Source organism: Leptolyngbya boryana PCC 6306 (assembly GCF_000353285.1).
GTDB classification, from domain to species: domain Bacteria; phylum Cyanobacteriota; class Cyanobacteriia; order Leptolyngbyales; family Leptolyngbyaceae; genus Leptolyngbya; species Leptolyngbya boryana.
In genome coordinates this window covers 1,426,329-1,439,441 of sequence record NZ_KB731324.1, presented here as the reverse complement: position 1 = coordinate 1,439,441, position 13,113 = coordinate 1,426,329, and the positions used below count along the sequence as shown (strand labels likewise).

The window sequence follows — 13,113 nt, the reverse complement described above, 5'->3', positions numbered from 1 at the left end:
GTTTCGATAATCTAGGCGTTGCGATGGGCGGAAAGCTTTGGGAAGGATGGGAGATGCAAGTCTTGCGGGACAACTGCGGCAAGATGTCGATCGAGGAGGTAGCAGCACTGCTGCCACATAGAACAGTGAAAGGGGTTCACCTGAGAGCCTTTAAGGTTGGATTACTCCCAGATAAGAACTACTGGACTGAGCAGGAAGATCAGATTCTGCGTGACAACTTCCCTCACAAAACAGCAACTCAAATCAAGAGGATGTTGTCGGGGAGGACGCTTGCGGCAATTCAGAAAAGAATTTGCGAGATAGGGGTTTCCGGGGAGCGATGGGCTTGCAAGCACTCTGCGAACCGCCAGTTTTTTGCTCAGCCAAACATCCTAAATTCGTACTGGGCGGGATTGATTGCGGCGGACGGATGCGTTACCGATCGTGATGACTGCTCTACCAAGGTTTTAATGATCAGCTTGACCGAATCTGATGGATATCTCTTAGAGCAGTTTGCCAAAGATGTTGAGTTTACTGGGGATGTTGCAATCAGGAAGGCGAGGGATCGCAAAATGGCAGATGGAAGGCGATTAAGAGCAAGACCCGAATCTGTACTGTCAATTAGTTGTACTCAGGAATGGTTTCCTGATCTCGAAAAACACTTCAACATTACGCCCCGCAAAAGCTTGACACTGAAACCGCCGAACAACCTCAATCTAGATTGCTCACTTGCTTATATCAAAGGCTTCTTGGATGGCGATGGATGCGTTCATATCCGGAAAAATGGGCGCATGAATTTTACGTTCTGCGGAACACTGGAGTGCTTATCTTGGATTAAATCTGTTTGCGATGAGGTTGCACCGCAGTATACCGATGAATGGCGGACCAAGAAGCGACCGCTTGCACAATTGATCCAGAAGGGCAAAATCTACAACTACATGATTGGAGACTACCGCGCCGAACTGTTAGCCAAGGAGATTTTAAGGCTTGATATCCCTGGAATGCGGCGAAAGTGGGATAAGGTGCAAGCGAACTTTGATCTCAAACAGCAAAGACTTGAAGAACTGAGAACGCCTGTGATGGTTCACACCTTCGATCCGTCTAGAGTCTATCTCGGTCGATTGTGCAAACGTGGTCACGATTATCAGGGGACAGGACAATCACTCAGGCGTGTAGGGCATGGGAGTTGCGTCAAGTGCGGACAGGAATGTCAAGGCGTTAAGAAACCAATGGTTCCGGTCGCGTATTGGCTGGAATTAACATCGAAACTCTTTCCTGATCTTGATGGAACCCCTTATCGAATTGGAGATGTTTGCAGAAGAGGGCATGAATACAATCTGTCGGGTTATGGACTGAGATATCGATCGAGTCGCGGCTGTGTTCAATGCGAGAAGCAGAGGTTAGGGAACTCTGAGGACTAGGATCGCCCGCGCCACACAAGACGGGATGCGCCCTTACCGTTTTGACCCGTGGCAGATCCGATCCAACTCATTCTCAAACTGATTGATCAAGTTACTCCTACCCTTCAGAAGATCAATCAAGAAATCGGTGCGACTCAATCGCAAGTCAATCGCGGGGTTAGTTTTGCGGGATTAGAAGGCAATTTAGGTAGCCTCGGCAAGGCTGCAAGCGCTGTATTCGGTGGGATGAAGTCTGGCATCGGTGATGCTGTTGGCGCTATCTCTGGTCTATTCTCACCACTCACCGCCGTTTCGTTTGGCTTTAACCAGATTACGCAGTCTGTTCAAACGATGATGGCGGCTGCACGTCCAGCTTACGAGTTCCTGATCGGCTCGAATGAGCGATTGAATGCTCAGTTACTTAGCTCTCAGACGAACCTCGCATCGGCAACGCGGATTTTTAAGAATGGTGTTGAGATCAAAGATCCGACCGAGAAGATTAAATCGACGCGACCACAACTTGAAGCGGCGTTAAAGCAGATTGAGAAAGAGACAGAAGATCTCGTCGGTGTTACTTCTGCACAAGTTAACGAACTGTTTCAAATCACGTTGCAGAATGCCTCGCAACTCAACAATCAGTCGAAGCAGTTCCCTGGTCCCATTCAGGCAGCAACTAGTCTCACGAAAGGATGGGCGGCTTCCCTGAAGGTGATCGGGCTACCGCTAAGCCAAGCAGCGCAAGAGGTGAATTCGATCCTCCGCTCATCCGTGGATCAGAATTCGATGCTAGCGAAAAACCTCAATATCACGAATGAGCAGATCAACAAATGGAAAGCTCAAGGAACCTTAGTTGACGAGATTAATAAGCGACTTGAAACGTTTGTCGCGGGCAATGCGATCGCAGCGCAATCAATTGAAGGGATCTCATCCAACATTCAAGACGCATTTGAAATCTTAGGTCGTGAAGTTGGGAAGCCATTACTACAGCCAGTTATCAACGCTCTCGATGCGGGATTCAAATACATCAAAGCAAACCGTGAAGCGGTGATCGGTTTCTTCAAAAGCGTAGTTGATGAATCCTTGCTATCCGGTCAGAGCATCGCACAGAATCTTAAACCGATTTTCGGAGTCGTAGCAGGACTCGCCCAAGCGATCGCGCCTGGATTTAATGCAGTCTTTCAGACCGTTCTCAAACTTGGTGAAGTAGTCGCAGCAACACTCAGTCCAGTAATTACCCTTTTAGGAGTCGCCCTTACACCTGCAATCCAGGCATTTAGCATCATCTTTCAGGTTCTAGACTCGATCTTAGGACTGTTCATGCAAGCATTTCGAGCAACTCAGCCTGTTCGAGATGCAATCGCAGGAATCGCTCTACAGATTCAAGGCTTTTTCAATCAATTCGGGGACGGCTGGACAAATGCGATCGCTGATGTTGAACGATTCATCTCAGCTTCTATTGCCGCAATTCAACCCTTCTTAAATTTCTTGGGTAGTCAAATCGGAGGGGCAGCGCAAGCGGCTATCAAAGCGCTAGAGCCGATCGGCAAGTTCTTCGCTAACCTGTTCGGGGGAGCGATGACGGTTGCCAATAATTTCGGAAAAGCCGCGATCACATCGCTTCAATTGATCTCAAAAGAAGTCGCTAATTCCCCGATCGGCAAAGTCATCACCGCACTACTAAAAGAACTCGACAAGCTTACAGGCAATAGTTTCTCGAAAGGGGCAGAGAACTTTAACAAAGCGTTTAATCAGACTGCTGATGCCGCGAAAGGTGCGGCTGATCAAACTACGTTTCAGGCTAAGGAGCTTGATCGACTTGGTAACACTTATGAGCAGCTAGAGAAGAAGGTCAACAATGCTCAGCGAGTCATTGTTGAACAAGGTAGTGGCGATCCCGAACGATTCAAAGCCGCTGCTAAAGAACTGATCGATCTGACCAATCAGCAGGTACAGTCAGGAGCGATTACCGAGGCAGAGGGGCAGAAGCGCTTACAAGCACTCGCAGACAATACAAAGCTTGAATTCTCTCTGCAACAGTCGGCAAAGAAAGCGATCGCTGATCTCGCTCAGTCCGCGAACCAAGAAGAAATCGACGGAATTAAGAGGCAACAGCTAGAGATTGAGGAACAGTTAGGCGAAGGCTACATTAGCCAGCAAGAAGCCTCGAAGCGACTCACTGAACTCAAGCGCTCTGAGCTTGAAAAACAGCGAGAGTTTCTCAATGCTGAACTGCAAAGAGAACTGGCTCAAGGTGGAGCAAATGAATCAGACCGCGCGAAAAAACTACGTCAGCAGCTCTCGCAAACCGAAGCCGAAATTGGCAAGAACACTCGTAAACAACAGGAAGAGAACTTTAATCGACGACTGCAAGACTTTGACGAACAGCAGAAGATTCTCGAAGGGAAGCGCGCTCAAGGTCTTGTTTCTGAGCAGCAATTCAACGATGAGTCGTTCAAATTGACGATGGATCGGCTCAATGTTGAAGCCGAAACGATTCAACAGGAGCGGGCGCGTCTGAGTAAGGACGACAAAGAAGGGATGGAAGCCCTCGCCGCGCGTGAAGCCGAAATTCAGAAGAAGCGGGTAGATGCGATCGAGAAGTACGAAAACGAGAAAATTGCAATTCTCGATCGCGCCCAGAAAAAAGCCCTTGATGTCGCGAAAATGGCGGAAACGTCGCGTGACATCGAAACACAGAAGCTGCTCAATGCTCGCCAGATTCGAGAAGTTGAAGCGAACGAATTGAACCTGCAAGCCAAGCAAGCCACAACCCGCGAGGAACTGCGGCTAGAGCAAGAGAAGGTCAAGGCACTTGAAGCCCTGCCAAAACTTTCTGATCCAGTGAAGGAAGAGGCGAGACAAGCGAAAATTCGGGCATCGAGGCAACGGACTGCTGACTTAACTTTGCAAACCCTCAAGAACGAATACGCACTCGAAGAAGCTCGAACTCGTGTCATTCAAGATCGGATTGATCAGCAACTCAAAGTAACGATCAATAATTTCACCCAGGAACAGCAGCTTTTACAACAGTCCGCAATGGCGCAGGACTACAAAGTAAAAGCGATCGAGCGTCAAAACACATTACTAAACGCCCAGAAAGATCTACAGTCGGCAATTTCGGGATATGTGAGCGGGCAATATCAACTCGCTGAATCACTCACCACGTCCGAATCTCGCAAGCGTCGAATTCAGGAAGAAGCGGCACGATCGCGGCTCGCATTCTTAGCTCGTGAGCAAGCCTTAGAGCGTCAATCACTGGAATTGGAGATCCAGAGAAATCAAGCGATGCTACTGCGAGAGCAGATTCAGAATCGGATTGAGCAATCGAAAGCCAAGGCAGATGTAGCAACGGCACAGGCTGAACTAGAAAAAGCGCGAGCAGATAAGAAAACGACTCCAGCAGAACTAAGGGCGAAGGAGTTGGCAGTACAGGCAGCAAGCGATCGCGCAGTCGGAACGCAGTATCAAGGACTGCTCTTAGACGAGCAAGAACGGCAACAAGGAGCGCTCGATAATGCTCGCCGGCGAGGGCTTCAGTATCGTCAAGAACTCCAAACCGACCAAGCACGATCGAGCCTTGCCCAAATCACGCGGACAAAGAGCGACGATCGAGTACTTGCCGCAGAATTCTTGCAAAAAGCTCGTAATGCCGCAGATGACTCGACGGCGATCGTCGTTCCGCAGTCTACGATCCCAACATTTGAGCAGTTCTCAGGACGGCGTGAGGCGATTCAAGCGCAAATTAATCAAGTGGTGGGCGGTTCTGGGGGGGTTTCGACCGTTGCACCCGTTCAGCGGAACCTTCCTGCTCAGAGTAGTACTGTTCTGGGGGGAGATGGACAAGTGATTCAGCTATTGAGTGATATCAAAGGAGCAATGGAGGGATTGTCGAATGCGTCTGCTCAACCGATTAACCAGACCAACTCGATCACAAACCACTTCACGGGTGAAGATATTCAGTCAGGACAGATGAAGTCGAAAGTCAAGCAGGATGTGTTGAACGTGTTGTACGACGTGGCTCGACTCGCAAAAAACTAGATTGGGCATCCTAGCAATCAGGATCGCCCGCGCCGGATAGACGGGATGCCTATGACCCGCCCCAGAACATGGCAACTCTCGTCGAACTCCGTAAACTTGCCCGCGATCGCAAAATTCCGAATCGTTCCAAACTCAAAACTAAGGCTCAATATCTCTCCGCTCTGGGTATGAGTGAGGACTTGAAGCAACATAAACTTAGTTCTGGCAAGTCGAAAGCGATCGAGGCTCAAAGTAAGCATCTCTCGAAAGGCAACGCAACGCAACGCGCCATTATCAAGGGTCGGCTGACACGGGCGATTTCGCGTGAGCTGAAAGCATCGGGTGGAGACTTATCGCAAGAGCAGAAGCGGCAAATTGCCATTAAAGCAATCCAGAAGGAAGTTCAGGCAATCAAAGCGGGTAAGCCTGAATCGAAGGGGAGGAAAAAGCGAGGTGGAATCGCCGCAGACGATCCGATGTGGAAACTCAAGGTTCGTGACTTAGATCCAGAGGTTGAGAAACTCAGCAAAAAAGAATTAAGGCAAGCCATGAAAGGCTCAGTCGGAAAGATCAAGGTTCGCGACTTAGAGAGGCTGGCTCAACAAGAGCAGGTTGGACTCGGCGCGATCGCGGAACTTGATGACATTCAAAAAGGTGCTGACGCTCAAAAAGTCGCATCAATGACAACCGCTAAAGCAAGAAAGCGTGGACTTAGCACGATCAACGGTGGCAGAGCAAAGGAACCAAGCCTGAAAGAGTTGTTTGACCAAGCGCAAGCGATCGGGGCGAAGTACGATGACGGCACGACTTCGCTTGATGCCCACCGCAAGGCAAAAGAATTCGTCAATTCGACAATGGGCGAAGTGAGGGCTAAAGCCAAGGGTAAAAAGCACTTAGGTGTAGTTGATGGCGGGAATATTAGCAAACCTCGATCTAGAAAACCTAGAGGTAAGAAATCGTGAATCTTGCTGGACTACTGCAAGCAAAGAAGGACTGGGAACGAGATCGAGATAAGGGCAAGATTCGCCTTGACGATCCCAAAGCGGAAGCCAAAGCTAGAGCGCGTCAATCACTGCTTGATTTCACTTGCTACACCCTACCAAGCTATGAAGTGAACTGGCATCACCAGAGATTTTGCTATTGGATTGAAAAAGCACTGCGGGGAGAATGCGATCGCTTAATGATCCTCGTTCCTCCTCGGCACGGAAAATCGGAAGCTGTATCTCGCCGTTTACCTGCCTTTGCGCTCGGTCAGAACCCCGATACCCGAATTATTGCGTGTTCTTATTCTGCCGATCTTGGTAGTCGATTAAACCGGGACGTACAACGAATTATTGATACCCCTACCTATCGAGAGCTTTTCCCGGATACGACACTCAACAGTAAAAATGTTTCTTCTGATGCAAAGGGAAGCTATCTACGAAACTCCGAAATCTTTGAGATTGTAGGGCATCAAGGTGGGTATCGAAGCGCTGGGGTCGGGGGAGGAATTACCGGGATGGGCTTCGATTTGGGTATTCTGGATGACGTTTTTAAAAACAGGGAAGAGGCGGAATCAAAAACAGTAAGAGATGGAATTTGGGAGTGGTACACATCCACGTTTAGAACTAGAGCGGAGAAGGGTGCAAAGATCATTTTGGTCATGACACCGTGGCATCATGATGACATCGCTGGAAGGCTACTAAAAGTCGCAAGGGAAAACCCCAAAGCCGATCAATGGACAGTCGTAAAATTTCCCGCGATCGCGACTGATGACCTTCACCCCGACGATCCAAGACAACCCGGCGAGGCACTTTGGGAAGGCAAATACCCACTGGAAGAACTTGAACGCATCAAGGCTTCAGTTGGTCCCTACGATTGGTCAAGCTTGTTTCAATGCAGTCCAAGCCGTGAAGGCGGAAACCTTTTCAATCAGGACTGGTTCCACTACTGGGTGTTGCTCCCTCGCAAGTTCGATCGTGTCATCATCTCCCTCAATTCCAAATTCAAAGAAGTCTCAGCTTCAAGCTATGTGACGCTGCAAGTGTGGGGGCGCAGCGGTGGAAGTTACTATCTGCTTGATCAAGTGCGCGATCGCTTATCGTTTCTCGATACCAAAGATGCGATCTCAGATCTCACCGAGAAGTGGGCAAAACTCGGAATCACTATTCATGAGCTATTCATTGAAGCCAAGAAAAACGGCAAAGCAATCCTAGAAAACCTGTCGTCAGACTGCCCAATTACCATCACGGCAACCGATTTTAATGGCGATACCGAAGGCGGAAAAGCTCAAGCTGTTACAGGACTTTTCAAGCTAGGAAAAGTCTTTATCCCACCGGAAAGTGAGGCTCTATGGGTCAGTGGACTGAAGAAAGAACTCGAAGACTTCCCCAACGCCGAATCTGAGGATCAGACCGGAGCCTTAACTCAAGCCCTGATTTACTTGGCGCTGCGCCAAACGAATCGACCTTACGAGAAGTTCAATCGAGCAACGCACGGACTGAGAGGGCAAGACGCGATCGACTTTAGCTATGATCCGAATCTTGACCTGCACATTAGCTTTGACTGGAACAGAAGCCCTGCGTGTGCCGTTGCTGCTCAGGTGCGAGGCAATGAAGTTTTCGCGATCGCAGAATGGTATCTCGACAATTCAGATACGTTTAGGCTCACAGAAGCGGTCGGGAGCTGGATTAAGTCATTAGGGCATCGAAACACGATTCACGTTCACGGAGATGCGACGGGACGCAACCAAACCGCGAACAGTACTCAAAGTAACTGGGATATTTTCTGGGCAACGATGCGACGATTGGAACTCAAGTCGCAATGCCGCAAGCGCTATAAAGATGCGAATCCCCCAGAACAAGAGCGAGTAATCTCGGTGAACTATCTGTTTATGAGTGATCGAGCGTTTGTGCTAGTGGAGAAGTGCGATCGCTTAGTTCAGGACTTTGAAAATGTGCAGTGGACACCAGATGGAAAGATCGATAAAAAGCGTGATGCGCGGCTGAGTCATATTAGCGATGCCTACGGGTACTTGGTTCATGACTTGTTCCCATACCGCCAGCAAGGGCGATCTCGCAAACAGCAAACCCAGAAACCCGTCGCAGGACTCTCTTAATCGGGCATCCTGAACCGTAGGACTGTCCGCGCCAGATAGACGGAATGCCACAACTCACTCGCCCCCGTCGATGGCAACCGTTCAACAGCTTCGCTCTCAAGCCAAAGCCCGCAAAATCAAAGGCTACTCAAAAATGAACAAGGCTCAATTGATGTCAGCCTTGGGAGTCAGCGAAAAATCAGCGCGCCCGAAAGGTGATGCTCGCGCTCGCGCCACCGCACAAAAATCGGGAGTCGCTAAAACTTATGCGGCGGACAAGTTAGCAGAAAAATTCGGTGCAGGAAACGAGGGAAAGCGGGCTGAAATTAAGGCAAGACTGATCAAATCCGTCGCTAAAGAACTCAAGGCTCAGGAAAAGGCTCTAGGACGCAAGCTCACGGTTCAGGAAAAGCGTAAGGCAGCAGTGAAGGCAATTTCCGGCGAAGTGAAAGCAATGCGCCATGCGGCGAAAGGTAGGGCGATCGTCCCGACTGGCGGCAAAATGACTCAGGCTCAACAGAAACGCAAGAAGGCGAAAAGTGGAAAGCAAACCTTAGAGGATAAGTATGCTTCCGCAAATCCTAGTGATGATGATGTGAAGGCATTCGCGAAAGAGTATCGTGCGCGAGAGTTGAAAAAAGCACACCATGCGGGAACTGTTGAAGCTATTGTCAATAGAAAGCTTAATTTGGGATCTCACTCCAGAGAAGCAACCCCCGCTGAAATTGCAAAAGCTAAAAAAGAGGCTGAAAAAGAGGCTCGAACTTTAACCGACGACCAGATTGCTAAAAAGTATGCTGGATCTAACGCTGCGGCATACAAAAGAACATATGAGCATTATGTAAACGACGCAAAACGCACAATCGAGAACGCTACCCAAGAGATTGCTAAAACAAAAGCTAGTTCGCGGATGTCTCCTGATTCTAAAGAAAAGAAAATCAAAAAACTTAATAAAGCTATAGAGCAGGCGAATGGCGATGTTGAGCTTTTCTCAAAACGGTTGAAAAATGTTGATAAAGATGCTGAGCAAGTGATGAAAGAAACTCTGGCTCAAAACAGAAGCTTTGCCGCAAGAGGTTTAGACAAAGCTGATAGAAGCGATGTTGAAGCTGTAATGCGTCATGTTGAAGGCGGGAAGGGTACAGGCTTTACCGTAAGCCAATCTGCTCAAGCTCAAACTCGTAGCAAAACCAAGCAAAAGCAATTGATCGAAGAACGATCGACCGAAATCTTGCGCGATCATTTAAAAGCAATCCATGAAGGACGCGCAGGTGATGAAACAGTAAATTCAATGAAGGCACTCGGATTAAAGAAAAAACCGAATGCTACTGAACTCAAAAAAGCCTACCGTAAAGCAGCGGCAAAAGCCCACCCCGATCGCGGTGGTTCACCTGCTGAGTTCCGCCGAGTGCAGGAAGCGTATCAATCGCTGAAACAGAAGCTTGAATCTTAGTACCTCACGGATCGCCCACGCCGCACAAGATGGGATGCCAGTTCGTTTCTAATCTTCTATCAATGGCAACCCTCAAGGATCTCCGAACTCAGGCAAAAGCCCGCAAAATCAAAGGGTATTCCCGAATGAACAAACCTCAACTCATGTCAGCATTGGGCGTGAGTGAGAAGACTGCAAGACCAAAAGGCGATGCACGGGCGCGATCGACAGCGCAACGATCGGGCGTTGCCAAAACTTATGCGGCAGATAAACTCTCTGCAAAATTAGCGGGCGGCGATGCCGAGAAAGCAGCCGCGGTTAAAAAAGAAGTTTTGAAGCGAGTCTCTAAGAATCTCAGAGCCGCAGAAAAAGTGAAGGGCGATAAACTCACACCGCAAGAGAAGCGAGCAGCCGCCGCCAAAGCAATTCGACAAGTCGCAGATGAACAGCGCAAAGCCAGCGGGAAAAATATTCCGCTTACTCAGGGGATGAGTCCAGAACAGCGCGAGAAAGAGAAAAAGCAGTTTCTAGCTCAGATGAAGCGACAGCAGACGATCGCACAAAAGAAAGCGGATCGCCCCAATCTCACAGCGGTAGATGGTGGTAAAAGCGCTAAGAAGGACAACGATCGCGGACTACCAAAGCACAGCGAGAAGAAGGAAACAGCGTCAACCGAGAGCAAAGAGGCGAAGCAACTGAAAGCGATCGACGGTGGGGGTAAAGGTAAATCAACCAAAGCTGATCGCCGTGTCCGAAAAGCTGAAATGAAACTAGACAGCTCACTGGCTGAAGGAAAGCGAATCACAGAGGGAATGGACGCAGCGATCGGGCGGCTAGAAAAGCAAGCAGAAGGGAAGGGCATAGGTAAGTCAGGAAGCGATCGCAATCTCAATGCGATGCTAGATCGCCTGAAGACGAAAGACCCTAAAGGCTACAAAATCGCTGAACGGATTATGATGGGGCATCGTGACACAAGAAATCCCCGTGTGAGAGCAATGCGGCAAGAGGGGCTGTCTTATGACGATATCCTGACTAGCTTACTTGCTCCTCACGCCGTAACGAACAATGTTGTGCCTATCGGAAAATCGAAGCGTAAACCAAAAGACTAGTAGTCTTTTTCGGAACGCCCGCGCCGGATAGGCGGGATGCCTCTGACTTGTCCCCCAGAACATGGCAACCCCCACACTTAAGCAGCTTGCTCGTCGCCACCCAACGCACCGCGAAAAGTCCGAATATTGGGAACTCCTACAGGCATTGATGGATGGTGGAAGCAAGCTCACGCCTGAAATCAAGCAGAAGATTCTCGCCAATCCCGATCGCCGTCCTGATGGTGTAATCAAGGAGCGGATTAAAGTCGCTCGCTACTTCAATAAAATCAGTCCCATTGCAAACCGATTCGTGTCGCAACTCTTCGCGGCTCCATTGCAGTTCGAGGGCAGCAAAGATAAATTCTGGGAGGAAACCTTCTTCCCAGGGGGTGCATTACTCCCACAAACCGACGATGACGGTAAAGCGACATTCGATGCCTTCCTCAAAGCAGCAATACTGCAAGCCTTAGCCCAACAAAAAGCGATCGCGCAAATCGATACTGCTATCGCCACCGAATCCATCAATAAAAAGCAGCAAAAATCAGCGAGGGAGGATGAGCCATACGTGTTACTGGTTCCGCGATCGCAGTTGTGGGACTGGGAAACCGATCGCAACGGCTTCAAATTTGCCAAACTGCATCGATTTAGCTGGATGCGGGACACTTGGGATAGTGATCCAGTTGCGATGCACGATTTCACCATCTATCAGCGCCGTCCTGATGGCTCGATCGTTGCAAGCCGCTATGTCATCAAGTCCAAAGGGAAAGGCGAGGACTTCGATAAAGGCATCGAATCAAACCTTGAACGGCTGGATGAAAAGAACATCGAAATTGCATCAGTGAACGGCTTAGAAGAACGTCCAATTTTCAATGTTCGCGGACAGTTCAAGTTCCCGATCGTTACTCTTACCCTTCCACCCGCACTATGGCTGGCAGATCAGCTATTTGATCCGCAGTGCAGTCACTACAATCAAACCGCTTCGCTGGAATGGGGTCTGGTCAGCACCAATTACGCGATGCCCACGATCGAATCGGAGGATATCGAGGACTTCAACTCTCGAAACGACAAATTCGGGAACGGCTACTTTATCCATTTAGACCCCTCTCAGAAAGAGTCGATCGGCTGGACAGAGCGACCGGGAGCGAGTTTTAGTACCTCAATGGAGTATCGCAGCACCGTCGAGCAGGACATCGATAAAACCGTGCAGCAAATTGCTATTTCTGCCCAAGACGCAGCGGGCGCGGCAAGTGGGGAAACACTCAGGCAAGCCAAGAAGCCCGAAGAAATCTTGCTCACGCTCTATGGCTCAATGGTCAAAGACCTCGCTAAGGGCGTTCTGGATGTTGCCGCGATCGCGCACGATGAAGCTGTGAACTGGATCGTAGAGGGCATGTCGGACTTCGATCGCACCGATTTGCAGGGAGAAGCAACCGAATACGGCGCGATCGCTCAAGTTGGAATTCCATCTGAAGCCTTCACCAAGGAGCTACAAAAAGCATTTGCTCGTGAGGTTGCTAAGCAGAAAGAATTCGACTCAGCCACACTCAAGAAAATCCTGGAAGAGATTGAGTCGGCTAAGCCTGAACCGACTGAAGGAGAAGCCGATCCAACTGTGGCAGGCTCACCCCCAGAACAAGACGCACCAGATCCAGATAGCGACGAAGCCATTGCTGAAGATGCCCTAAACGATCCGGAACTGCTGAAATCGTTGAATCTGTAGCAACTGTGGGAATTTTGAAAGTAGTTTCAATCTAATATCTGCAAATGTCCAGTGCCCTGGAACGTCCGAAACAAGCCGTACAGTACGCCACCCAACAATTCGTTCGGGAAACGATCGCGCGTGAACTCGATCGAGTCTTGAAAGATCTGGTCACTCAAGCCCGCTTAGATGTAGCAATCTCAGGAGTCGGAACGCGGATTTTGCGCGAATTTCCCCGCCTGATTGCCAAATCGGTTGCTGAAGAACTAGAAGCGATCGGATTTCCGCTGGACGTGAGCGAGGCGATTAAAACGCGGATTGTCGATCGCGTTCGGTCTGACCTCGCACCCAGTATCGAAGCCAACCGCACCGAGTATCGATCGCTCAAAGCCAAACTTTAGCCCCAAAGGAACGCCCGCGCC

8 protein-coding genes are annotated in these 13,113 nt (G+C 49.5%); all 8 read left to right on the top strand.

The window, feature by feature from the left end:
- The first annotated feature begins 23 nt into the window (after positions 1 to 23).
- The 8 genes from LEPBO_RS0107020 (at position 24) to LEPBO_RS0106985 (ending at position 13,092) form a co-directional block, all read left to right on the top strand.
- On the top strand, positions 24 to 1,400 hold the full coding sequence (locus LEPBO_RS0107020; RefSeq protein WP_017286835.1) for a hypothetical protein: 1,377 nt from the start codon (positions 24 to 26) through the stop codon (positions 1,398 to 1,400).
- 48 nt (positions 1,401 to 1,448) lie between these two features.
- Positions 1,449 to 5,417 (top strand): hypothetical protein, encoded by a 3,969-nt coding sequence (locus tag LEPBO_RS0107015; protein ID WP_017286834.1) that lies wholly within the window; start codon positions 1,449 to 1,451, stop codon positions 5,415 to 5,417.
- Between the two features lie 68 nt (positions 5,418 to 5,485).
- Positions 5,486 to 6,358, top strand: coding sequence for a hypothetical protein (locus LEPBO_RS0107010; protein ID WP_017286833.1), 873 nt, complete (start codon positions 5,486 to 5,488; stop codon positions 6,356 to 6,358).
- Complete coding sequence (locus LEPBO_RS36335) at positions 6,355 to 8,493, top strand: terminase large subunit domain-containing protein (protein WP_017286832.1); 2,139 nt, start codon at positions 6,355 to 6,357, stop codon at positions 8,491 to 8,493. Before LEPBO_RS0107010 ends, LEPBO_RS36335 begins: the two co-directional genes overlap by 4 nt.
- 70 nt (positions 8,494 to 8,563) lie before the next feature.
- Positions 8,564 to 9,925 (top strand): DnaJ domain-containing protein, encoded by a 1,362-nt coding sequence (locus LEPBO_RS0107000; protein WP_017286831.1) that lies wholly within the window; start codon positions 8,564 to 8,566, stop codon positions 9,923 to 9,925.
- Positions 9,926 to 9,987: 62 nt separating this feature from the next.
- On the top strand, positions 9,988 to 11,013 hold the full coding sequence (locus LEPBO_RS0106995; RefSeq protein WP_017286830.1) for a hypothetical protein: 1,026 nt from the start codon (positions 9,988 to 9,990) through the stop codon (positions 11,011 to 11,013).
- A gap of 61 nt (positions 11,014 to 11,074) precedes the next feature.
- Positions 11,075 to 12,712 (top strand): hypothetical protein, encoded by a 1,638-nt coding sequence (locus LEPBO_RS0106990; protein ID WP_144056164.1) that lies wholly within the window; start codon positions 11,075 to 11,077, stop codon positions 12,710 to 12,712.
- Between the two features lie 44 nt (positions 12,713 to 12,756).
- The gene (locus LEPBO_RS0106985) at positions 12,757 to 13,092 is read left to right on the top strand and encodes a hypothetical protein (protein WP_017286828.1); all 336 of its coding nucleotides are present in this window, start codon (positions 12,757 to 12,759) and stop codon (positions 13,090 to 13,092) included.
- Positions 13,093 to 13,113: the final 21 nt, after the last annotated feature.

What these genes read in the sequence shown, in the direction of transcription:
- LEPBO_RS0107020 (WP_017286835.1), top strand. Translation starts at nt 24, where the DNA reads ATGGGCGGAAAGCTTTGGGAAGGATGGGAGATGCAAGTCTTGCGGGAC.
- LEPBO_RS0107010 (WP_017286833.1), top strand. Translation starts at nt 5,486, where the DNA reads ATGGCAACTCTCGTCGAACTCCGTAAACTTGCCCGCGATCGCAAAATT.
- LEPBO_RS0107000 (WP_017286831.1), top strand. Translation starts at nt 8,564, where the DNA reads ATGGCAACCGTTCAACAGCTTCGCTCTCAAGCCAAAGCCCGCAAAATC.
- LEPBO_RS0106995 (WP_017286830.1), top strand. Translation starts at nt 9,988, where the DNA reads ATGGCAACCCTCAAGGATCTCCGAACTCAGGCAAAAGCCCGCAAAATC.
- LEPBO_RS0106990 (WP_144056164.1), top strand. Translation starts at nt 11,075, where the DNA reads ATGGCAACCCCCACACTTAAGCAGCTTGCTCGTCGCCACCCAACGCAC.
- LEPBO_RS0106985 (WP_017286828.1), top strand. Translation starts at nt 12,757, where the DNA reads ATGTCCAGTGCCCTGGAACGTCCGAAACAAGCCGTACAGTACGCCACC.